Origin of the sequence: Erwinia sp. CGal63 (assembly GCF_037026505.1) — a bacterium.
GTDB lineage: Bacteria > Pseudomonadota > Gammaproteobacteria > Enterobacterales > Enterobacteriaceae > Erwinia.
The window spans coordinates 1025261-1047618 of the sequence record NZ_JAKUMN010000001.1; the positions used below are offsets into that span (position 1 = coordinate 1025261).

General features: G+C 57.6%; 16 protein-coding genes. 7 read left to right on the top strand and 9 right to left on the bottom strand.

Annotation, left to right across the window (positions count from 1 at the left end; translation table 11 throughout):
- The first annotated feature begins 65 nt into the window (after positions 1 to 65).
- From treZ to mqo, 3 genes are all read left to right on the top strand, one after another.
- Entirely contained in the window at positions 66 to 1850 is a 1785-nt protein-coding gene (gene treZ / locus MKZ79_RS04630; RefSeq protein ID WP_336140428.1) for a malto-oligosyltrehalose trehalohydrolase, read from the top strand.
- Positions 1851 to 1891: 41 nt separating this feature from the next.
- Positions 1892 to 4360: a malto-oligosyltrehalose synthase gene (treY, locus tag MKZ79_RS04635; RefSeq protein WP_442897137.1), complete on the top strand. Its 2469-nt coding sequence runs from the start codon at positions 1892 to 1894 to the stop codon at positions 4358 to 4360.
- A gap of 261 nt (positions 4361 to 4621) precedes the next feature.
- Positions 4622 to 6274 (top strand): malate dehydrogenase (quinone), encoded by a 1653-nt coding sequence (gene mqo, locus MKZ79_RS04640; RefSeq protein WP_336140430.1) that lies wholly within the window; start codon positions 4622 to 4624, stop codon positions 6272 to 6274.
- 148 nt (positions 6275 to 6422) lie between these two features.
- Here mqo and MKZ79_RS04645 read toward each other — a convergent pair whose 3' ends face one another.
- Positions 6423 to 8744: an FdhF/YdeP family oxidoreductase gene (locus tag MKZ79_RS04645; RefSeq protein WP_336140431.1), complete on the bottom strand. Its 2322-nt coding sequence runs from the start codon at positions 8742 to 8744 to the stop codon at positions 6423 to 6425.
- Positions 8745 to 9200: 456 nt separating this feature from the next.
- On the opposite strand from MKZ79_RS04645, the gene MKZ79_RS04650 reads away from it, so the two are divergent.
- Entirely contained in the window at positions 9201 to 10421 is a 1221-nt protein-coding gene (locus tag MKZ79_RS04650) for a diguanylate phosphodiesterase (protein ID WP_336140432.1), read from the top strand.
- A gap of 50 nt (positions 10422 to 10471) precedes the next feature.
- On the opposite strand, the gene MKZ79_RS04655 is transcribed toward MKZ79_RS04650, so the two are convergent.
- Positions 10472 to 11329, bottom strand: a complete 858-nt coding sequence (locus tag MKZ79_RS04655) for a DMT family transporter (protein WP_336140433.1) — start codon at positions 11327 to 11329, stop codon at positions 10472 to 10474.
- Between the two features lie 120 nt (positions 11330 to 11449).
- On the opposite strand from MKZ79_RS04655, the gene MKZ79_RS04660 reads away from it, so the two are divergent.
- Positions 11450 to 12835 (top strand): aminotransferase-like domain-containing protein, encoded by a 1386-nt coding sequence (locus MKZ79_RS04660; protein WP_336140434.1) that lies wholly within the window; start codon positions 11450 to 11452, stop codon positions 12833 to 12835.
- 145 nt (positions 12836 to 12980) lie between these two features.
- Positions 12981 to 13616, top strand: a complete 636-nt coding sequence (locus tag MKZ79_RS04665) for a LysE family translocator (RefSeq protein WP_336140435.1) — start codon at positions 12981 to 12983, stop codon at positions 13614 to 13616.
- A gap of 54 nt (positions 13617 to 13670) precedes the next feature.
- Here MKZ79_RS04665 and MKZ79_RS04670 read toward each other — a convergent pair whose 3' ends face one another.
- The 7 genes from MKZ79_RS04670 to MKZ79_RS04700 form a co-directional block, all read right to left on the bottom strand.
- Positions 13671 to 14594 carry an Rpn family recombination-promoting nuclease/putative transposase gene (locus MKZ79_RS04670; RefSeq protein WP_336140436.1) on the bottom strand — a complete coding sequence of 308 codons (924 nt, stop codon included), beginning with the start codon at positions 14592 to 14594 and terminating at the stop codon, positions 13671 to 13673.
- Between the two features lie 224 nt (positions 14595 to 14818).
- Entirely contained in the window at positions 14819 to 16198 is a 1380-nt protein-coding gene (locus MKZ79_RS04675; protein ID WP_336140437.1) for a purine-cytosine permease family protein, read from the bottom strand.
- A gap of 152 nt (positions 16199 to 16350) precedes the next feature.
- Positions 16351 to 17817 carry an aldehyde dehydrogenase gene (locus MKZ79_RS04680; protein ID WP_336140438.1) on the bottom strand — a complete coding sequence of 489 codons (1467 nt, stop codon included), beginning with the start codon at positions 17815 to 17817 and terminating at the stop codon, positions 16351 to 16353.
- Between the two features lie 11 nt (positions 17818 to 17828).
- Positions 17829 to 18866: an LLM class flavin-dependent oxidoreductase gene (locus tag MKZ79_RS04685; RefSeq protein WP_336140439.1), complete on the bottom strand. Its 1038-nt coding sequence runs from the start codon at positions 18864 to 18866 to the stop codon at positions 17829 to 17831.
- Between the two features lie 9 nt (positions 18867 to 18875).
- The gene (locus tag MKZ79_RS04690; RefSeq protein WP_336140440.1) at positions 18876 to 19805 is read right to left on the bottom strand and encodes a flavin reductase family protein; all 930 of its coding nucleotides are present in this window, start codon (positions 19803 to 19805) and stop codon (positions 18876 to 18878) included.
- Between the two features lie 2 nt (positions 19806 to 19807).
- Positions 19808 to 20632, bottom strand: a complete 825-nt coding sequence (locus MKZ79_RS04695; protein ID WP_336140441.1) for an alpha/beta fold hydrolase — start codon at positions 20630 to 20632, stop codon at positions 19808 to 19810.
- Complete coding sequence (locus tag MKZ79_RS04700; RefSeq protein ID WP_336140442.1) at positions 20604 to 21206, bottom strand: amino acid synthesis family protein; 603 nt, start codon at positions 21204 to 21206, stop codon at positions 20604 to 20606. The genes MKZ79_RS04695 and MKZ79_RS04700 overlap by 29 nt, the downstream gene beginning before the upstream one ends.
- 475 nt (positions 21207 to 21681) lie before the next feature.
- Here MKZ79_RS04700 and MKZ79_RS04705 point away from each other — a divergent pair, with 475 nt between their 5' ends.
- The gene (locus MKZ79_RS04705) at positions 21682 to 22356 is read left to right on the top strand and encodes a GntR family transcriptional regulator (protein ID WP_336140443.1); all 675 of its coding nucleotides are present in this window, start codon (positions 21682 to 21684) and stop codon (positions 22354 to 22356) included.
- Positions 22357 to 22358 lie beyond the last annotated feature (2 nt).

Sequence of the window (22358 nt, forward strand, 5' to 3'; positions counted from 1 at the left end):
AAGCCTGCATCGCCACCCGTGCGATGACGTCGATTGCTCACCCCAGTGCATAACGAGGCTATTGAATGGGATCCAGAACTTTTCATAAAACCTGGGGGGCCGAGTATGTGGCCGCCGATACGGTTCGATTTCGTCTTTGGGCAACCGGGCAGCAGAGCGTCACGCTCAGGCTTGCCGGTCGCGATATCGCCATGTCCGCCAGCGATGACGGCTGGTTTACCGCGGAAGTCGCCGGCGTCGCGCCCGGCGCGGAATATAATTTTGTGTTAGCCGACGGCATGGTGGTGCCGGATCCGGCTTCACGCGCGCAGAAAGCCGATGTCAACGGCCCGTCACTGGTTATCGACCCTGAGCAGTATCGCTGGCAGAACGCCTGGCGCGGCAGGCCGTGGGTCGAAACGGTAGTCTATGAAATGCATATTGGCACTTTCACCCCCGACGGCACCTTCCGCGCCGCTATCGATAAGCTGCCTTACCTGGCAGAGCTGGGCGTCACCATGCTGGAAGTGCTGCCCGTCTCACAGTTTGGCGGTAATCGCGGCTGGGGCTATGACGGCGTGCTGCTCTATGCGCCTCACGCCGCTTACGGCACGCCGGACGATTTCAAAGCCTTTGTCGACGCCGCGCACGGTTATGGCCTGTCGGTCGTGCTGGATATCGTGCTTAACCACTTCGGCCCGGAAGGCAACTATCTGCCGCTGCTGGCGCCCGATTTCTTCCATAAAGAGCGCATGACGCCCTGGGGCGCCGGTATCGCTTACGACGTCGCCGCCGCCCGCGACTATATCGTGGAGGCGCCGCTCTACTGGCTGCAGGAGTACAACCTGGACGGCCTGCGCTTCGACGCCATCGATCAAATCGAAGACAGCTCGGAAAAGCACGCGCTGATCGCCATCGCCGAACATATCCGCTCGGAAATCACCGACCGGCCTGTGCATCTCACCACTGAAGACAGCCGGAACGTGATCTTCCTGCATCCACGGGATGAGGACGGCAGCGCGCCGCTGTTTACCGGTGAATGGAACGATGACTTTCATAACGCTATGCATGTGTTCGCCACCGGCGAGACTCACGCCTACTATCAGGATTTCGCCCGCGAGCCGGAAAAGCTGATCGCCCGCATCCTGACGGAAGGCTTCGCTTATCAGGGCGAAGTGTCGGCGCAGTCCGGCAAGCCGCGCGGCGTCAAAAGCGCTGCCCAGCCGCCGGTCGCCTTTGTCGATTTTATCCAGAATCACGATCAGACCGGCAACCGCGCTCAGGGCGACAGGCTGATTAAGCTGGCTGGTGCCGATCGCACCAAAGTCCTGCTGGGCACGCTGCTCTGCTCGCCGCATATTCCGCTGCTGTTTATGGGCGAAGAGTATGGCGAAACCCAGCCTTTCCTCTTCTTTACCGATTTTCACGGCGAGCTGGCCAAAGCGGTGCGTGAAGGCCGCGCGCGCGAATTCCAGGGCCACGCGGGACACGAAGATGAAAGCGTGCCCGATCCTAACGCCAAAAGCACTTTTGAAATTTCAAAGCTGGACTGGCAAAAAACGCAAAGCCAGCAGGGCAAAGAGTGGCTGGCGCTGACCAAAGCATTACTGGCGCTGCGGCAACGCCATATTGTGCCGCTGCTCGCTACGGCTGGCGGCGACAGCGGTCGGGTACTGCAAACCGCCGAAGGCTTCGTCGCCGTCAGCTGGACTTTCCCGCAGGGCACGCTTTCCCTTGCGCTGAATATCGGCGAACAAACCCAGCCGCTGCCGGCGATGCCTGGCGACACGATTTTCAGCTGGCCGCAGGCGATTACCGATCTGCCGCAGCACTCCATTATTGTTCGCCTGGCTCCGGGAGGCGCAGTGTGACTATTCCCTCTTCCACTTACCGTATTCAGTTTCGCGACGGCATGACGTTCGATCGCGCCGTCGCGCTCGTCCCCTATTTGAAACAGCTGGGGATCAGCCACCTTTACGCTTCGCCAATCTTCACCGCGCTTTCTGGCTCCACCCACGGCTATGACGTAACCAACGCCAACGAAATCGATCCGGCTATCGGCGGGCGCGAAGGGTTCGATCGTCTGACGCAGGCGCTGCAGGCGGCGGGATTGGGCCTGGTGATCGATATCGTGCCGAATCATATGGCTTCTTCGCTGGAAAACGCCTGGTGGCGAGATGTGGTTGAGCATGGCGAAAAGAGCCGCTACGCGCGCCATTTCGATATCGACTGGTCGCGTCGCCTGACGCTGCCGTTCCTCGGCGACGATTTTGAGCAGGAACTGGAAAGCGGCGCTATTACGGTGCAACCCGATCCGCAAAGCGGCAAGCCGACGCTGGCCTATTACGAAACCTTCTATCCGCTCGATCCTGCAAGCTGGCAGGATCGCGAGCAGGAAGTGCTGCAGCTCAGCGATAAAGCGGAGATCGCCAGGCTGCACGAGCGCCAGCCTTATCGCCTGATGTCCTGGCGGGATGCGCCGCGCGATCTCTCCTTCCGCCGCTTTTTTGAAATCACCGGGCTGGTTGGCGTTCGGGTAGAGGACAAGGCGGTGTTTGATGACTCGCACAAGCTTATCCTTGAACTGGTGCGCAGCGGCGCGGTACAGGGATTGCGCGTGGATCACGTGGACGGTCTGGCGGATCCGAAAGGCTATCTGGAACAGCTGCGGCAGGAAGCCGGGCCGGCGTGCTATATCACGGTGGAGAAAATTCTGGCAAAGGGCGAGCAGCTGCCCGCCGACTGGCCGATCTCCGGCACCACCGGCTATGAGTTTATCGCCTCGCTGTCGGAAGCGTTGGTGGACGGCAGGCATCTGCGTCAGCTACGCCAGGCCTATGAGTCGCTGCTGGGCAAGCCGGTAGACGTTGACGCCGAGCTGCGCGCGGCCAAAATGCTGATGGCAACCCGCAATTTCGCTGGCGAAGCGTCGAGGCTGCTCCAGCTCGCCATGACTATCGCCGCCGCTGATAACGAACCGCTGGCAGAACAGACGCTGCTGACGGCGCTGCGCGAGCTGCTGGTCGCCTTCCCCGTTTACCGCACCTACGGCACGACGGAAGGTTTGCCGGCAGCGGATGCCGATCTGCTGCTGAAGGTGGTCGACGAAGTTAACAACGGCGTCAAAGCGCCCGATCCGGCGGCGCTGGGCTTTTTAACGCGCATCATGGCTGGCGAAGTTTCCGCCGCCGCGCAGGAAGATGCCGCCAGCTTTCGCACGCGCTTTCAGCAGCTGACCGGGCCGCTGATGGCCAAATCGGTAGAGGACACGCTGTTCTTCCGTCTGCATATGGCGCTGGCGCTGAATGAGGTTGGCGCGGAGCCGATGCCGGACAGCTTCTCGCCGGAGCGCTTTCATCAGGAGATGCAGCAGCGGCTGGCGCGCCAGCCGGACGCCCTTTCCGGCACTTCCACGCACGACACCAAACGCGGCGAAGATGCGCGGGCGCGTCTCTATACGCTGACCGAAGCGCCGGAACGCTGGGCGGAATGCGTCGCGCGCTGGCGACAGGGCAATCAGGCGCAGGTCGTGAAGCTGCAGGATGGCCCGGCGCCGAAACCGGCCGTGGAGTGGATGCTCTATCAGGCGCTGGCGGGCGCCTGGCCGACCAGCCTGGCGCCGGACGATGCGGCAGGTCTGAAAGCGTTAGAGGAACGCTTTACCGGCTTTGTGGAAAAGGCGCTGCGCGAGGCGAAACTGCGCACCGACTGGGCGGACAGTAACGAAGGCTACGAGAACGCCGTGCTGGACTATGTGCGTCATCTGCTGTCGCCGGACAATCAGGCCTTTTTGCAGGATTTCACCGCTTCGCTACGGCCTTTTATCCGCGCGGGCCTGGTCAACAGCCTGACGCAGACGACGATTAAGCTGACCGCGCCGGGCGTACCGGATATCTATCAGGGCAGTGAAACGCTGGATTTGAGCCTGGTGGATCCTGACAACCGTCGCGAACCGGATTTCGCCGCGTTGGCGCAGCTGCTGCAAGAGGCGGATAAAGCGGACTTCGCCAATGAAACGCACTGGCTGGACGGGCGCCTGAAGCAGCGGCTGATCGCCAGCGTGCTGCCGCTGCGTCAGCAGCAGCCGGAGCTGTTTCGCAAAGGCGATTACCTGCCGCTGAACGCGACAGGCCCGCAGGCAGAAAACGTACTGGCGTTTGCGCGTGTCCATGATGATAAGGCGCTGATTGTCATCACGCCGCGTCTGGTGTTCCAACGGTTGCAGGACGAAGCGTGGGCGGCGGCTGAAATTGAGCTGCCGGAGCCGCTAGCCGGGCGGCGTTATGTCGACCTGCTGAGCGGCAAAGAGTGGATTGAAGAAAGAACGCTGAGCCTGGCAGGTATCGACAGGCGCATGCCGGTGATCCTCTTCAGTCGCTAAAGCTCTCTCTGGCACAGGGACGTGCCTTCTCCGCCTTGTTCTGGTGCTAACACCTCGCTTTCCCGCGCTTTATGGCTCTCTTTAAACGCCCTTTTTTAAACCGTGCCCTAACCATCAGGCACTTTTTCTGCGCTTATTTGTAACTAAATTAATTCAAATATGACATTTTTTAGTTATGTAACTAAAAACACATACAATCTCGCATAACAATATTTTAATATTTACAACCACTTTTTAACTAATCTCAAATCCCGACCTGCCATGATTAAATCAAAAAAGCTTTTTACATCGCTCTCGCTTGCCACTTTACTGATTTCCTCAGCGATCCACGCTGAGACTACACCAGAGAAAACCGACGTGCTGCTGATCGGCGGCGGCATCATGAGCGCCTCGCTGGGCACCATGCTGGAAGACGTGCAGCCAGACTGGAAACAGATCATGGTTGAGAAGCTCGACGGCGTGGCGCTGGAATCCTCTAACGGCTGGAATAACGCCGGTACGGGCCACTCCGCCAACATGGAGCTGAACTATACGCCTGAGCGTGCCGACGGCACCATCGACGTCAGCAAAGCGCTGGAGATCAACGAAGCCTTTATGATCTCGCGCCAGTTCTGGACTTCCCAGGTGAAAAACGGCGTGCTGAACAACCCGCGCTCTTTCATCAACTCGACGCCACACATGAGCTTCGTCTGGGGCGACGCCAACGTAGAGTATCTGAGCAAGCGCTACGCCGCGCTGCAGAAGACTACCCTGTTCCAGGGCATGAAATTCTCTACCGATCAGGATCAGATCAAACAGTGGGCGCCGCTGATCATTGAAGGCCGCGATCCTAAGCAGAAAGTGGCCGCGACCTGGACGCCGGTCGGCACCGACGTCAACTACGGCGAGATTACCCGTCAGCTGACCGCCAGCCTGCAGAAAAACAGCAACTTCAAACTGGAAACCTCTTCTGAAGTTACCGATTTTAAACGCAACAGCGATAACTCCTGGCATGTGACCATCAAGGACGTGAAAAGCGGTAACGAGCGCGCTGTTGATGCGAAATACGTCTTTATCGGTGCTGGCGGCGGCGCGTTGAAGCTGCTGCAGAAAACCGGTATTCCGGAAGCGGACAACTACGCGGGCTTCCCGGTCGGCGGATCTTTCCTGGTGACCGAAAACCCGGCCATTACCAGCCGTCACCTGCAGAAAGTCTACGGTCAGGCTTCCGTAGGCGCGCCGCCGATGTCCGTACCGCATATCGATGCGCGTAATCTGGACGGTAAGCGTGTGGTGCTGTTTGGGCCGTTCGCGACCTTCTCCACCAAGTTCCTGAAAAACGGTTCGCTGTTCGATCTGCTGAGCACCACCACCACCAGCAACTTTATGCCGATGACCCATGTAGGTATGGATAACTTTGATCTGGTGAAATACCTGATTGGCCAGGTGATGCTGAGCGACGACGACCGTTTTGCTGCGCTGAAAGAGTACTATCCGGACGCGAAGAAAGAGGACTGGAAACTGATTCAGGCCGGTCAGCGCGTGCAGATCATTAAGAAAGATGCGGATAAAGGCGGCGTGCTGAAGCTGGGTACGGAAATTGTGACCGATCAGCAGAAAACCGTTGCGGCCCTGCTGGGCGCGTCTCCTGGCGCTTCTACCGCTGCGCCTATCGCCATCAACGTGATGAAGAAGCTGTTCCCTGAGCAGTTCAACTCGCCAGAGTGGCAGGAGAAGATCCACAAAGTGGTGCCTACCTATGGCCAGACGCTGAACGGCAACACCGAACTGACGCAGAAAGTCTGGGATGACACCGCCGCTACGCTGCAGCTGACCAAACCACCGGTTATCTCTATGCCAGCGCAGGAACCTGCACAGTCCACCATCACCGGCCAGGCTGAGAAGACACCAGCCCGGCACGATATGGCGCTGTAAGTTCCGCGTTACGCGCCCGATAAAAAGCCTGCCATTCGGCAGGCTTTTTTGTCTGGAATTACGGGGAAACCTGAGGATTGTCAGTGCCAGACTTAACGTGGAAGCGCTGGCTAAAGCAAGGGAGAGGATCGCCTCTCCCTTTTTGTCGTTAACGCAGCGTCCCTGAGGTTTCCAGCGCTTCGGCGTGCTCCAGCGCGATGGGAATGCTTTTATAGGCAGGAATGCCGCTTTCCGTATCGAAGCTGTCGAGCGGCACCATCACATTGGCTTCCGGATAGTAGGCCGCCACCGAGCCCGGCGCCATGTCATATACCACCACCGTCAGGTTATCCAACCGCCGCGAGGTCTGTTTGCCCTCAGGATCGAGCGCAATCATATTGACCTTGTCGCCGACGCGCAGCTCGCGTTTTTCCGCTTCATCCGCCGAGATAAACAGCACGTCCCTTCTGCCCGTTACGCCGCGATAGCGGTCATTAAGGCCATATAGCGTGGTGTTGTACTGATCGTGGCTGCGCAGCGTGGTCAGCACCAGATCGTGGCATTTCAGCGAGCGCGGATCTTCGTTGATGCCCTGCATCACCTTGAACTGCGCTTTGCCGGAAGGCGTCAGCCATTTACGCTCCGAAGCGGCATTGTAGAGACGGAAGCCGCCGGGCTGCAGGATTTTGCGGTTAAAATCCTCAAACGCCGGGAATACCGACTCAATAGCCTGGCGGATAAAGCTGTAGTCGCCGATCATTTTGTCCCAGTTCACTTTAGTATTGGGCAGCGTCGCTTTCGCCAAACCGGCCACAATGGCCGGCTCCGACTTCAGCCACTCTGAGGCGGGCTTCAGCGTGCCGCGTGAGGCATGAACCATCGACATGGAATCTTCCACGGTGACGCTTTGCTCACCCGAAGCCTGCTTGTCGATCTCGGTGCGGCCCAGCACCGGCAGCAGATAGTTATGTTTACCCAACAGCAGATGAGAGCGGTTCAGCTTGGTCGCCATATGCACGACCAGATCCAGCTTGCGCATCGCCTCAAAGGTCTGCTGCGGATCGGAAATCGCCTCGGCCAGGTTACCGCCCAGACAGAGCAGCGCTTTGGAGTGGCCGTCACGGATTGCCTGAATAGCCTGCACGGCGCCGTGGCCGTGCTTCTGCGGCGGCTTAAAGCCAAAGGTTTTTTCCAGACCGTCCAGCAGCGACTGCGGTGGAATTTCGGTAATGCCAACGGTACGGTCGCCCTGCACGTTGGAATGGCCGCGCAGTGGACAGATCCCGGCGCCCCTTTTGCCGATATTGCCGCGCAGCAGCAGCAGGTTGGCAATCTGCTGTACGTTCTGCGTGCCGTACTGATGCTGGGTGATCCCCATGCCGTAGCAGATAATGGTCTTCTCTGATTTGGCATAGAGATGGGCGATATTCTGGATCTCTTCAAACGTCATGCCGGAAACTTTCAGGATGTGCGGCCAGTCGGTCGCATCCAGATCCGCTTTAAGTTCCGCAAAGCCTTCGGTATGGCCGTGGATAAAGTTTTCATCCAGCACGCCCGGTTCGCCGGCCGCCAGCGCCCGATCGTGCATCGCGAGCAGGCATTTCATAATGCCTTTCAGCATGGCGGCGTCACCGCCCACGCGGACTTTATAGTAGGTGGAGGCTAGCGTGGTGGAGCTGAGCGACAGCATCTCAACCGGGCTTTGCGGCGAGGTAAAGCGCTCCAGGCCGCGCTCCCGCAGCGGATTGATCGCCACGATGGTCGCGCCGCGTTTCGACACTTCGCGCAGCGTGCCAAGCATACGGGGATGGTTAGTACCCGGATTATGGCCGATACAGAGCACCAGGTCGCAGTGATCGAAATCATCGAGTTCTATCGTGCCTTTACCGATGCCGATAGACTGCGGCAGGCCAACGCTGGTCGGCTCGTGGCACATATTGGAGCAGTCCGGAAAATTGTTGGTGCCATATTCGCGGGCGAAAAGCTGCCAGAGAAAGGCAGCTTCGTTGGAGGCGCGGCCCGACGTGTAAAACTCCACGCTGTCCGGATCGGCGTAGCTTTGCAGCTTTTCGCCAATCTCACGAAACGCGGTTTCCCACTCAATAGGCTGATAAGTATCCGTCGCGGCGTCATATTTCATAGGATGGGTCAGACGGCCTTCGCCTTCCAGTTCAAAGGCATTGCGCTGCCACAGCTCGCTGACGGTATGGGCGGCGAAAAACTCCGGCGTGGTGCGCTTGCTGGTCGCTTCCCAGGAGACGGCTTTAGCGCCGTTTTCACAAAATTCAAAAGATGAGCCGTGCTGAGGATCGGGCCAGGCGCAGCCGGGACAGTCAAAACCCTGCGGCTGATTGACTTTAAACAGCGCGATCACATCCTGCTTAACGGACATCTGGCCGCGTATCGCATCGGCGACGGCTTTTAATGCGCCCCAGCCGCCTGCTGAACCGCCGTAGGGCGCTATTCCAATAGTCTTATTCTGGTGTTTCATACGACTCCACATCACATTGCAAACCAGATTTGAGCTTAGAACAGCGTGCGGCGGGCGCCCCTTTATTTGCTTTCAGAATGTTACCGAATAGCAGCTGTTTTGCCGTTTATAGCCGCCGGTGTCTGGGCTGGAGTACAAAAGCTTTCACGTAGTGACAGCCAGGGCGACAGAGGCTCTTCCTTCCTTCAGGCGGATCGAAATGACTGGCTGCCGCAGCTGTTGCCGCTCATTTGGGTCATGTCAACGCCAGGCCGGTTGGGTTGAAAAAAATAGTGTTTATTAACAATTAGTTGATTAAACAGAGCGTATCTTTTAACGACCCCGCCACGAAAATTCAGTAGACTCGCGTCTCAGCGTTATGCACTAAGTTTCTCTTTGTTTTCAATTTGAGCTGGACAACCCTGCAAAGGCATCTGGTAAGGTATGCATAACATAGCGAAAAATCTGGAACCCTCCATGCTGTCAACAATCATCTATCGTAGTCATATTTCTGATGACGTCCTCATTAAAACCCTGGGGGCGCTGGCTGAAAAAGCCAATCAGGTCAACGAATCAAACAGCGTGACGGGCATTCTGCTGTTCAACGGCACCCACTTTTTCCAGGTACTGGAAGGCCCGGAAGAGGCGGTGCTCGCTATCTATCAGGCGATTTGCCAGGATCCGCGCCACCATAATCTGGTGGAGCTGATGCGTGACTACGCGCCGGCCAGACGGTTCGGCAACGTGGGTATGGAGTTGTTCGACCTGCGCCAGTACGATCCTGACAATGTGCTGCAGGCCGTGCTGGATAAAGGGACCTCAAAATACCAGCTGACTTACGACGATCGCGCGCTGCAGTTCCTGCGCATGTTTGTTGAAGCGACAGAGCGTGAAAACTACTTTGAAATTCCGTCGGGCGACTCCTGGGAATTTATCGTGGATAAGGAAGAAACCCCGCCGCGAGCGGCGATTCAGCCAGCCACGGATCAATACAGCTTCGCGTTCCAGCCTATCATCGACCCGCTTTCACGTCAGATCGTTTCCGTGGAAGCCATGATGCGGCCCGGCTCTGGCGTCTCTGTAGCGGATTATTTCGCTGAGCTGCCGCGTAATGAGATGTATGAAATCGATCTGAAATCCAAGCAGCATGTGTTTGCCATGGCGAAGCAGCTGGGTATCGAAGGCCTGACGCTCTCCATTAACCTGCTGCCGATGTCGCTGGCCATAGTGCCGAACGCGGTGGATTTTTTACTGCAGGCTATCCACAGCAACGGCCTGGTGCCAGAGCAGATCGTAGTGGAAGTGACCGAAAACGGCGCGCTTTCTCGAGTGGACGAGTTCGAGGCAGCGATTAAAAAGCTGAAGGCGTCCGGCATCAGCCTGGCTATCGACAGTTTCGGCGCCGGCTCTGCCGGGCTGGTGCTGCTCACCCAGTTCCAGCCGGATAAAATCAAAATCGATCGCAATATCATTGCCGACGTGCACAGAAGCGGGCCAAAGCAGGCCATCGTACAGGCGATATTAAAGTTCTGCTCCTCTTTACAGATTACGGTGATCGCGGAAGGCGTCAATAAACCTGAAGAGTGGATGTGGCTGGAGTCGGCCGGCGTCTGCAATTTCCAGGGCGCGCTGTTCGCACCGTCCACGCTGAACGCCTTTCCCGCCGTCGCCTGGCCGGAGAAGCTGGAAGTCTGGTAAACGCCCACGACGAACCGGTGAAGGCTGCCGGTTCGTCTGTTTCTCTTCCCTCAGGCATATTTTTTTGCGCCCGCCACGCAGCACAGTGCGCCAAAGGCGCAGGCTACCATCATCCCGCTAATACTTTCATGTAAAAACAGCGCCGCGAACACGAAGCCGATAAAGGGTTGCAACAGCTGTAGCTGCCCTACTGTCGCCGCGCCGCCCTTCGCCAGGCCCTGATACCAGAAAATAAAACCGATAAGCATACTGAATAGCGAAACGTAGCCTAAACCGGCCCAGGCGGAAAAAGCGATGAGACGGAAAGAGCGCGGCAGCGTCAGTGTGGCAATCGGCAGCATAATCGGCAAAGCCAGCACCAGCGCCCAGGCAATGGTTTGCCAGCCGCCCAGACGGCGCGCCAGGCTGGCGCCTTGCGCATAGCCCGCGCCGCACAGAACGATCGCCGCAATAGTCAGTAAATCCCGCCAGCTCGCCTGGCTCTCTTTCGCCATCAGCGCATAGCCCGCCACAATTGCACCACCGATCAGCGCGAAGAACCAGAAGGCGGCCTGCGGTCTGCGCTCGCCGCCCCAGACGGCGAACGCGGCGGTGCAAAGCGGCAAAAAGCCCAGATACATTAATGAATGAGCAGCCGTTGCGTTCTGTAAGGCGACGGCCGTCAATAACGGAAAACCGATAACCACGCCCACCGCGACCACCGTAAGGGAGAAGAGATCGCCGCGATCCGGCTTTGGCTGTCGACAGGCGAACAACAAAAACAATGCTGCTGTCGCCGCCAGCGTCGCGCGCGCTGTTGTCAAAAACAGCGGGGAAAATCCCGCTACCGCCAGCCGGGTTGCCGGCAGCGATCCGGAAAAAATTACCACGCCCACCAAGCCGCTTAGCCAGCCATTCGCTTTAATCATTTTCTGCTCCTTAAGGTTTCGCCCAGTTAAGCATTGGCAGGGTGATACATGCCAGATACAATCCAGTACAATCTTTCTTAACTGTGCTGGTCTACAGTGCAGTACAGTCCGGAGAATTACATGTCGCGCAGCCATACACGTATTGCCACCGTGATGGAGCAGGTGCAAACGCAGATTGCCGCACGCGCTTATCTTCCTGGCGCGCGTTTGCCCTCAGTACGTCAACAGGCGCTTCTTTCCGGCGTATCGGTTTCAACCGTCGTGGAAGCTTACGAAAGACTGGCTGCGCAAAATGTCATTGCTGCTCGTCCCGGCGCGGGCTTTTTCGTGTGTGGGCCAGCAGCGCCGCTGGCGCTGACCCGGCAGGGGCTGAATACGGAGCGTGAAGTCGACCCGCTGTGGATTTCGCGTCAGGCGCTGGAAGCCGATCCTCATTTGCTGAAGCCGGGCTGTGGCTGGCTACCCTCTTCGTGGATGTATGAAGAAGGCGTCCGCAGAGCGATGCGAACGGCGTCGCGCGGCGAAAGCGCTTTATTGACCGACTACGCTTCGCCCTATGGCTATGCCGAAATGCGGCAGTTTATTGCCCGCCGGCTGGCGAAAGCAGGCGTACAGGCTGCCACGGATCAAATTCTGCTTACTGAATCGGGCACTCAGGCGATAGATTTGATCTGCCGGTTTCTGCTACGGCCCGGCGACTGCGTATTGGTAGACGATCCCTGTTATTTTAATTTTCATGCGCTGCTTCGCGCTCATCCGGTTAACGTTATTGGCGTGCCTTTTACGCCAAAGGGGCCAGATTTAACGGCTTTTGCACATCTCCTGCAGACCCATGCGCCTCGGCTTTATATTACCAACTCCGGCATTCACAATCCGACCGGCGTCTCGCTGTCGCCGGTCGTCACCCATCAGCTTCTGGCGCTGGCTGAGGCTGCCGGGCTAATTATTGTGGAAGATGATATTTTCGCCGATTTCGAAACCAGTCCGGCGCCAAGGCTGGCCGCGTATGACGGGCTGCACAATGTGATGCAGATCGGCAGTTTTTCCAAAACGGTTTCCGCCTCCGTACGCTGCGGCTATATCGCCGCGCGCGGCGAATGGGCGGAAAGTTTAGTCGATCTGAAAATCGCCACCAGCTTCGGCGGCGGCCAGCTCGCTTCGGCGTTGCTGTTGGGCGCGCTAACCGGCAGCGGCTACCGGCGCCATATGGAATCCGTGCGGCTACGGCTGGGCGTGGCGATGCAATCTACGCTGGAAAAGCTTGCCGGGCTTGCTATTACACCCTGGCATACGCCGCAGGCCGGTATGTTTCTCTGGTGTCGGCTGCCGCAAGGCGTCGATGCCGCCGCTCTCTCTCGCGCCTGCTTAAAAGAAGGCGTGGTGCTGGCGCCCGGTAATGCTTTTAGCGAATCCGGCTCGGCATCGGCTTTTCTGCGTTTCAATGTCTCGCAATGCAATGATGAACATATTTTTACCGTGATAAAACGAGCGCTTGCGACGCGTTGACGGGCGCTGGCTCCTTCACATGGCCTGTCCGCCAGGAGATTGACTTTTTACGCCATTCCCTATTTTATTATTGTTGAAATAATGTAAATAATCTCTGTTCAGGGACGGCGACGGCCGCGCCCCGGCTAAAAGGAGTTTTACGCTAATGCAATTTTCCAGCGGTTTTCTGCTGAGCCTGTCGCTCTGTCTTGATATCGGCATCGCCAATATCGCTATGATTACGCTGGCGATGCAGCGCGGCTATTTTCATGGTTTTTGGCTGGGGATCGGCACCTGCGTGGGCGATTTGATCTATGCGCTGCTGGCGCTGGCGGGCATGACGGTGCTGCTGCAGTTTGCCGCCGTGCGCTGGGTGTTGTGGATAGGCGGCGGCGCGATGCTGCTGTGGTTTGCCGTTAAGATGACGCTGACCGCACTTCGACGCCATGAAGAGTTGCGCATGGACGAACAACTGCAGGCACGGCCATTGAGTCGGGAGTTTGGCCGCGGCATTTTACTGGCTATGTCATCGCCTACTGCGATTTTATGGTTCGCCACGGTTGGCGGCGCGCTAATCTCACGCATGGGGCAGCACAGCACGGTAGATACAGGTTGGTTTCTGAGCGGTTTTTTCCTGGCTGGCGTGTTCTGGACTGGCGTATTATGCCTGGCGGGCAGCTTCGGCGGTAAACTGCTGGGCGCTCGCCTGCTGAAATATTCTTATATGGCGTCCGCCGTTATCTTTAGCTACTTCGCCATTTATGTGATTGTTTCGGGCTATCGGGAATTTATTGCTGTTTAACGGCCTGAAGCCGCGCCGGTAACGCAGATTTACCGGCGCGTGCTTTGCGCAGATTTAGTGCTTAATTTGCTGGAGATCGTCCTGCGTCAGGCCGGTCATTTCGATAACGGCCTGGTAATCGAAGCCTTTGGCCAGCATATTGCGGGCGATTTTCAGGCTGGCTTCTCGCTCGCCGTCCTCGTGGCCTTTGGCTATCCCCTGCTCTATACCCTGCTCCCGGCCTATCTGCTCAAGTCTTTTTGCAATTGTCATCAGTTCATCCTTATGCTGTGGCAACGCCTGTGCCAGTTTATCAAGAAACCCGTTGATATCGGGCGTTTCTCCTGCCTGAATCATATAGTTTATCAGCGCCGTCTGCTGTTGTCCGGTAAGATCTTCCGACTGCATCAACGAGGTGATGTCATTAAACAGCTCAAGCAGATCGCGCAGGCGAATATGCTTTTGCAGCAGCGTCAGCAGCGCCATTTTGCGATGTTTCCGGATCTCTTTATCGGGAATGACGGTGATATCCACCAGCGGAAAACCGCCGCCGTAAAGTTTCGCCGCCAGTTCCGGCTCGTCAAACAAATCCAGCCAGTTTGTGCTGAATGGATAAGGCGAGCGGCTGCCCTGATAAAACAGCACCGGAATAACCAGCGGCAGGGTTTTATGTCCCGCGTCCAGGTGGCGCTGCATAGCCGCAATGGCATAGCGCATCAGACGAAAAGGCATTATTCGATCCGGCGAACTCTGATGTTCGATCAGCACATAGGCGTAACCGTCGCCCCCGGTGGTTTTGAGAGAATAGAGGATGTCGCTATAGCAGGCTCTTAAATCGTCCTCAATAAAGCTGCCTGACTCCAGCCTGAGCGTGCTGAGATCGCAGATCGCAAGCAGCGGCTCGGGCAGATGCAGCTCCAGGAAATTCCGGGCGAGCAGCGAGTTCGACAGAAAGGTTTTAAAAATTGCGTCGTGCGGCGTAGGGGTACTGTTTTGCATGGTTTGGCCATCCTGTGCCAGTGGTGAAAAGAGAAATAAATGCTGGCACGGATGAAAACGAAAATAAAGAAAATTTACATATAAATCAGTAAGTTAAATTAATACGTTACTTATTCGCGATACTGTGAGCCTCCCCCGTTACGCAAACAGATAACGGCGGTTGGCCGTTTCGCCCTTAAAGCCATGTGCGGCCGGTCGCGCCGGGACAAAACCGGTCACCGCCGCTACCTTTGCGTCACCTCCGCCAGCATCACCCGATGCTTACGATGAAACAGCGGATAGGCCACGCTGGTAACCACCAGGCTGATAATCCAGGAGATATCAACGCCCGGGATCAGCTTCGCGTAAGGGCCAGAGAAGAAAGCGTTTTCGATAAAAGGCAGCTGCACAATAATGCCGAAAAAGTAGACCGCCAGCGTCTGGGTGTTCAGCAAGCCATAGCGTCCGCCGTCGGCGCGGAATATTGCCGTCACGTCATAACGCTGCTTGTTCACATAGTAGAAATCGATCAGGTTGATCACGCTCCACGGGATCAGGACGGAGATCAGCGCCAGGATCAGATTAATAAAGAAAGCCACAAAGTTTTGTGAGGCCGCCAGGGCTACCATGACGCTTCCCAGTAACACCAGCCCGGAGCAAAGCACGCGCACGGCCGCGCCGGGCGTCCAGTTTGGCCGAAAAGTCTGCACGGCGGTGATTAGCGACAGCACTGCGCCATACAGATTCATTGAGTTATGGCAGATGATATTAATCAGAAACAGCACCATCAGCACCGGGCCTAATCCGCCGGTGGCATGGCGCACGGCCATCATCGCGTCGCTGGCAGGGGCGACGGCCACCGCCATCATGCCGAAGACAAATGCCAGAATGGTGCCGCCGCATGCGCCCAGCCAGGTAGCGATAAAAGGCCGGGCGATGCCGACATTGGCGGGAAGATAGCGCGAGTAGTCAGAGGTATAGGGCGAGAAGCTAATCTGCCACACCGCACCGATGCAGAAAGTGCCGAACCAGCCCGCCGCGCTGAAGCTGCCGCGCTGCCAGAAATCGCCAGGCAGCGGCTGCGACAGCATCACTCCCAGGCCAGCTATCAGCGCCAGCCCCATTACCCACGCGCCCACCTTATTGATTTTATGAATAAAGTGATAGCCAATCATGCCGATCAGGGTGGCAAGCAGCGCGCCGGCGATGGTCGCCAGAGGCACGGGAATCACCGGTAACACATTGTTGATAACCCGGCCCGACAGCGAAATATTGGAGATAAAAAAGCCCAGATAGATCACGGTGGTAAAACTGATAACCAGCAGCGAACCATAGCGGCCAAACTGCGCCCGGCTTTGCACCATCTGCGGAATGCCGGTTTTTGGCCCCTGCGCCGAAGTCAGCGCCAGAAAAAGCCCGCCAAAAAGATGCCCGGCGACGATAGCCGTCAGCGCTGAAATCACATTCAGATGAAAGGTTTCGGTGGCGATGGCGCCGCTGACAATCGCCAGCGGCGCGATATTGGTGCAAAACCACAGCGTAAACAGGCTGCGGGATTTGCCGTGGCGCTCTGATTCCGGTACGTAATCCACGGACTTGTTTTCAATAATCTGCTGCGTATTCATTTTCCCCTCCGGTTATCGACATGGTTACGGCGTCAAAAAGTGCATAAAAAAAGCGCAGCCATCCCGACGAAAGGGTTTTCGTCATCTCAGCAAAGAGTTGGCGGTACAGCTCCAGGCGGGCTTTGCCGGCGCGGAAACCGGCAAAGCGTTAATCAGCGCATGATAAAGGGATCGTCTATCGGTTCATCGCTGGTGCGCAGCCAGACGGTTTTGGTGGTGGTGTATTCCAGCGCGGCGTCAATGCCGCCTTCACGGCCGAAGCCTGATTTGCCGTAGCCGCCAAACGGCGCCATTGGCGAAACCGCCCGATAAGTGTTCAGCCAGACCACGCCGCAGCGCAGCTTACGGGTGACGCGATGGGCGCGCGTCAGGTTCTGCGTGAAGATACCTGCCGCCAGGCCGTAGTCGGTGCCGTTGGCCAGCCGAATCGCTTCGGCTTCGTCTTTGAAAGTCAGCACGGACAGCACCGGGCCGAACAGTTCCCGCGTGACGCTTTCCGCCTGCGGCGTGTTGCTGCAGTCCAGAATAGTCGGCGGATAGTAAAAACCGGGCCGGTCGATGGGCTGATGACCGATAACCAGACGCGCGCCCTGCTCCAGGCTGCGGCTGACCACCGCTTCGATCGTGCGCTTCTGCTGTATCGTGCAGAGCGGCCCAAACTGGGTTTCCGGCTGCTCAGGCGAGCCGATGACGATGCCACGCACCTTGCCGATCAGCTTTTCTATAAACGCGTCTTTGATCTCCTCGGCGACCAGCAGCCGCGATCCAGCCACGCAGCTCTGTCCTGAGGCGGAGAAAATGGCGGCGACCTGCGCATTGGCCGCGCTTTCCAGGTCGGCGTCGGCGAAGACGATAAACGGCGATTTGCCGCCCAGCTCCAGCGAGGTGCTGGCGAGATTCTCGGCGCTATTGCGGATAATATGCCGCGCGGTATCCGGGCCGCCGGTAAAGGCGATATGGTCAACCAGCGGATGAGTGGTCAGCGGCGTGCCGCACTCCTCGCCGAAACCGGTAATGATGTTGCAGACGCCCGGCGGAAAGCCGGCTTCGTGAATCAGTTCGGCAAAAGCAAGCAGCGGCGCAGGCGCGGTTTCCGCCGCCTTGACGATCAATGTGCAGCCAGCCGCGATCGCCGGGCCAATTTTCACCGCCGAAAGAAACAGCTGGCTGTTCCACGGCACGATCGCCGCCACCACGCCAACCGGCTCTCGTTTAATCCAGGTTTCCATATCGGCTTTATCAATGCTCAGCGTCGCGCCGTCCATCTTGTCAGCCAGCCCCGCGTAGAAGCGGTAATACTCAGCGACGTAGGCGATCTGCGCTTTGGTTTCGCGGATGATCTTGCCGGTATCCTGCGTTTCAATCCGCGCCAGCCGATCGGCGTGCTTCTCTATCAGATCGGCCAGGCGCAGCAGCAGTTTGCCACGCGCGCCCGCGGTCATGGCGCGCCAGCTTTCTGACCCGAACGCGCGCGAGGCGGCTTCCACCGCGCGATTAACCTCATCGCGACGCGCTTCCGCGATAGTCGCCCAGGGTTCCGCCGTGGCCGGATTCTGCGAGCTGAACTGCGCCGCGCCGTCCGTAAATTGCCCGTCGATATAGAGTTTGAAAACGTCCATAGCCTCTCCGCTTAGTGAAATTCAGGAACAACGTGGCGGATAAACCGCTCCAGCGATGCTTTCTTCCGCTCAAAGGTCATGCCGCTGTCCAGCCACAGGGCATATTCGTCATAGCCCATCGCCTCGTAGTTTTTCAGTTTCGCCACGATCTCGTCGGCGTTGCCGATCGCCAGATTGTTACGCATGGCTTCCGCGCTGTAGTAGCCGTTGGCGGCAATCTCTTCGTCGCTTAGCGGTTTGATCAATCCCTGAGTCACCGGGCGCTCGTTTTTGAACCAGGCGCCGAAATAGTTATAGAAGCGGTTAAGCTCTTCGGCGGCGCGCTGCGCGTCGGCGGCGTCTTCCGCCACGTAGCCGTGCTGCAGCAGCATGATTTTCAGCGGTTTCTCCGGCGAGTATTGCTGGCAGGCCGTCCGGAAACAGTCAATCAGGCGCGTAATCTCTTCTTCGCCCTGATGCAGCGGCGTAACCTGTACGTTGCAGCCGTTTTTCACCGCGAATTCATGGCTGTTGGGATCGCGCGCGGCCACCCAAATTGGCGGATGCGGCTGCTGCTTCGGCTTCGGTGCTGAGGTCGTGGCCGGAAAAGACCAGAACTCGCCCTGATGGGCATAGTCGCCTTCCCACAGCGCTTTTATCGCCGGCACCAGTTCACGCATGCGCTGACCGGCTTCCCAGGCGGTCATGCCCGGCATCAGGCGCTCATACTCATAGGAGTAAGCGCCGCGCGCGATGCCCAGTTCCAGCCGTCCTTTAGTCACCAGATCGGTCATCGCCGCCTCGCCCGCCAGGCGAATCGGATGAGTGAACGGCGCGATAATGGTGCCGGTGCCCAGCCGTACGTGGCGGGTGCGATGGGCGATATCCACCAGGTTGATAAAAGGATTGGGCGCGATGGTGAAGTTCATACCGTGATGCTCGCCCGTCCAGATCGCGTGCAGGCCGCCTTTGTCGGCGATTTCACACAGCGTCATCATCTCTTCGTACAGTTTCTCCTGCGCGTCATCGGCAGAAACCCTTTCCATATGCAGGAACAGTGACAGTTTCATGGTGCTCTCCTAACTGGCTTTCAGGGCGAAATGTCTGACCGATCCCTGGCGCTCGTCGCCGTAGTAGAGACCGTAGTTGCCGACCGCGCTTTCCCGCACAAAGCGGTTCATCAGCGACTTCAGGGCGGAATCAGCGATGGGCAGCGTGTCCAGCTGGCTCAGGTTGTACCACTGCGCCTGACGGACGTCGGGCTGCGGGCTGCCGGTCGGCTGCGCGCAGAGGAAAACAATATGCTGCTGGTTTTTCTGGCGATCTTCCCAGATGGAGTAAACAAAACCGGGGCTGGCCTCAATAGCCAGATCGCCAATCAGCTTATTCAGCGTCTCGCTGACGCTGCTCTGGTTAACCCGCCGCGACGGCAGCGTGTAGCTGCCTTCACGCTCGACCATCAGCACCTGTCCGGCGGATTCGATCAGCGCGCTGACCACCACATCCGGCCCGCCAATCAGCGAGTCGGCGTTCTGGTACGGCGTGAAATAGACGCCGCGGTAATAGCCGAGTCCGGCGGTGCCGCAGGAGGAAAAGGCTTCTACCTTGCCGATCAAAATCGCGTGATCGCCCGCGTCCACCACCTGATGCAGCGAACAGTCGAACCAGGCGGAGCTGTTGTCGATCAGCGGCACACCGGAAGCGGCCTTGCGCCAGTCGACCAGCGCGAAGCGGTCTTCCATTTTCTGCGCGAAAATATTGGAAGTCTCTTTCTGCTGCTCGGCCAGAATATTGACGGCGAAATGGCTGCAGCCAGTAAAGTTCTCGTAGTTGGCGGAGCGTTTATCGATGCTCACCAGCAGCAAGGCCGGGTCCAGCGACACCGACGAAAAAGAGTTGGCGGTAAAGCCGATCGGATTGCCTTCACGATCGTTGGTGGTCACCACCGTCACGCCGGTCATAAAAGCGCCGAAAGCGTCACGGAGCTGTCTGCGTTTATCTGCGTCCATTGTTACTCCTTTACGGTCTGTAGCTTGTTGCCGACCACGGCGGGACAAAGAAACGTCAGCATCTCTTCGTTTACCCGTTCCGCGTCGGTCAGGTTCAACATATGTCGGGCGTTGCCGACCACGACGGCGACGCCGTTGGGCGCGGCTTCGGCCATCTGGTGCGTCATCTCCGGGCTGGAATTGGCGTCCAGTTCGCCGGTCATCACCAGCACCGGGCAGCGCATTTCAGGCCAGCGATCGGCATAGGTGCGGTCGCCTTCGGCGAAGGCCTGATAGGCGCGCGCATAACCCTGGCGATCGACCTGCTGCAGCCAGGCACCGACCCGATGACGCAGCGGCTGCTCGTGTTCGTCATCGCTGAACCAGCGATCCAGTGGCGCGTCTATCCGTACTTTGCCCTGTGTCAGCTCGTGCGCCCTTTTTATTACCGCCTCGCTCGCCTGCTCGCTGCGTTTGTAGACGCCGCTGATCACCACGGCGTGACTGACTAATTCCGGATGCTCAATCGCCAGACCGGCAGCGATCAGCGCGCCCATCGAATGACCGGCGACAGCGAAGCGCCGCGCCTTTTGCGTCCGTAAAAACGAGGCCAGCCAGCCCACGTAATCCTGCAGCGTGGCGGCATGGTGAAAGCCTTCGCTCTCGCCGTGACCGGGCATATCAACGGCGATCACGTGAAAGTTACGACTTAACGCTGCCAGCTGGGGAAACCAGGCCTCCGCATTCATGCCGACGCCGTGCACCAGCACCAGCGGCGTGCCCTGGCCCGCCTCCAGCCAGCTCACGCGCAGGTTGAGGTCAGACAGCTGCCGGGTTTTTCTGATCATGGCCTAGCTCTTTCAGGTCAAGGTAACGGTTGCCGATGCGGTGGTGCGGACGACCGCCCAGTGCCGCGCCCAGCGCGATAACGATTTCGTCGCCGGACGGCGCATCGTTGATATTGAACTGCATGGTCAGGTAGTGCTCGCGGGTGCCTTCATCGTTGGTGCCCATCATCGGCACGAGGATCGGCGTGTTGGCCGGGCCGCGCGTGTTGTTGAAGGCCAGATAGGTTTTTCCCTTTACCGCCGAACGATAGTGGTTACCGAAATGCAGCGTGTGGATCAGCGCCGAGGCGTGCTCCAGCTCGCCGTTCAGCCCAACCACCGCGCTTTTGCCATAGGCCTGCACGCGATCGCCGCCGCCCGCTTCCTTCACAATCAGGCCGGTCAGCAGCTCGCCCAGCACCGGCGCCATTTCACGGATTTTCGGCGCCAGATCCTCCACAAAGCCTTCACCTGCCCAGGGGTTTCTGACTACGGCCGCTGCCGCGATCATCACCAGCGGTGTGGTGGCCGCCTTGCCGCCGTCGGCATAGATTGTTTCCGTGGTCACGATGGTTTTACGAATATCAGGATGCATGCCGGGAACCTCGTTGGTTAATGATTTGTTAAATGCTCGGGAATCGGTATAACACCGGCATTCAGGGCATGTCAAAACTTGGTATACCATCATACGGTGTTATGGTGATCGGCGGTTTTTCGGGGTAAAAAGCCTGTAATTTCAACCTTTGCGGCCGAAAACAGGCTTAAAATTCGTCGGCTTTTAACCATGCTAAGAGATGTGATAATCCTCAAAGATTCAAACAAAATCGAGCAATACGCTTTGTTGTAAATACTATAACTATCAGTTGGTTATAAAATAACACTGCTCTTACGCTGCCCGGTTCGCTTTTGTACCAAAACCGACAGCGGAATTTGTGAGCCAGCGCCGGTTCCATCCGCGGCTGCGGATACAAAACCGCAGCATTGCGTTAACGGTTAAAACAGTGCTACTAATAAAAAGGTCAGGAGTGGCATTTTGCTATTTTCCCTTTTATTTCCGGACTGAGAAAAATATGGTTGCGAGCCATTCCTTAAAAATAGAAACCACGCCGACTTTACGTGAGCTGGCGTTAGTTAAAGTGCGTCAGGCGATTATTTCCGGCTATTTTCAGGCTGGCGATCGGCTGGTAGAGCGCAGTCTGTGCGATGAATTAGGCGTCAGCAGAACGGTCGTCCGGGAAGTGATTCGCTACCTGGAAGCGGAAGGCTTAATTGAAAATCTGCCGAAAAAAGGGCCGATCGTGGCCGTACTCAACTGGCAAACGGCTGAACAGATTTACGCTATTCGCCTGCTGCTTGAGCAGGAAGCGGCGCAGGATTGCGCGCTTGTGGCGACGGCGAAAGATAAAAAGAACCTGCAGCAGAAGCTGCTGCGCATCGCCAAAGCCTCGAAAGATCGGGATGATATCGAGCGAGTCGAGGCGTCACAGGCTTTTTATGAAACGCTGTTTACCATTGCCCGGCATACCATCGCGTGGGAGATCGTGCAGCGGCTCAACAGCCGCATCAGCCGGCTGCGCGCGTTAACCTTGCGCAGTCCGGAGCGTCAGGTGGCCGGCTTTGAGCGTATGTCGCGCATTTATGAAGCGATTGAAGAGAATAATCCCGACCAGGCGAAGGAAGCGGTTAAGCAGCATTTAACCGAGGCGGCCAGCCTGGCGAAATCTATTCTGACCAAAGAGGAATAATA

Bases quoted from the DNA above. Each gene is read 5' to 3' on its own strand.
- MKZ79_RS04680 (WP_336140438.1), bottom strand. From the start codon at position 17,817: ATGGACGTTTTCAAACTCTATATCGACGGGCAATTTACGGACGGCGCG.
- MKZ79_RS04650 (WP_336140432.1), top strand. From the start codon at position 9,201: ATGCTGTCAACAATCATCTATCGTAGTCATATTTCTGATGACGTCCTC.
- MKZ79_RS04655 (WP_336140433.1), bottom strand. From the start codon at position 11,329: ATGATTAAAGCGAATGGCTGGCTAAGCGGCTTGGTGGGCGTGGTAATT.
- MKZ79_RS04685 (WP_336140439.1), bottom strand. From the start codon at position 18,866: ATGAAACTGTCACTGTTCCTGCATATGGAAAGGGTTTCTGCCGATGAC.
- MKZ79_RS04660 (WP_336140434.1), top strand. From the start codon at position 11,450: ATGTCGCGCAGCCATACACGTATTGCCACCGTGATGGAGCAGGTGCAA.
- MKZ79_RS04645 (WP_336140431.1), bottom strand. From the start codon at position 8,744: ATGAAACACCAGAATAAGACTATTGGAATAGCGCCCTACGGCGGTTCA.
- MKZ79_RS04695 (WP_336140441.1), bottom strand. From the start codon at position 20,632: ATGATCAGAAAAACCCGGCAGCTGTCTGACCTCAACCTGCGCGTGAGC.
- treY (WP_442897137.1), top strand. From the start codon at position 1,892: ATGACGTTCGATCGCGCCGTCGCGCTCGTCCCCTATTTGAAACAGCTG.
- treZ (WP_336140428.1), top strand. From the start codon at position 66: ATGGGATCCAGAACTTTTCATAAAACCTGGGGGGCCGAGTATGTGGCC.
- MKZ79_RS04670 (WP_336140436.1), bottom strand. From the start codon at position 14,594: ATGCAAAACAGTACCCCTACGCCGCACGACGCAATTTTTAAAACCTTT.
- MKZ79_RS04705 (WP_336140443.1), top strand. From the start codon at position 21,682: ATGGTTGCGAGCCATTCCTTAAAAATAGAAACCACGCCGACTTTACGT.
- MKZ79_RS04690 (WP_336140440.1), bottom strand. From the start codon at position 19,805: ATGGACGCAGATAAACGCAGACAGCTCCGTGACGCTTTCGGCGCTTTT.
- MKZ79_RS04700 (WP_336140442.1), bottom strand. From the start codon at position 21,206: ATGCATCCTGATATTCGTAAAACCATCGTGACCACGGAAACAATCTAT.
- MKZ79_RS04675 (WP_336140437.1), bottom strand. From the start codon at position 16,198: ATGAATACGCAGCAGATTATTGAAAACAAGTCCGTGGATTACGTACCG.
- MKZ79_RS04665 (WP_336140435.1), top strand. From the start codon at position 12,981: ATGCAATTTTCCAGCGGTTTTCTGCTGAGCCTGTCGCTCTGTCTTGAT.
- mqo (WP_336140430.1), top strand. From the start codon at position 4,622: ATGATTAAATCAAAAAAGCTTTTTACATCGCTCTCGCTTGCCACTTTA.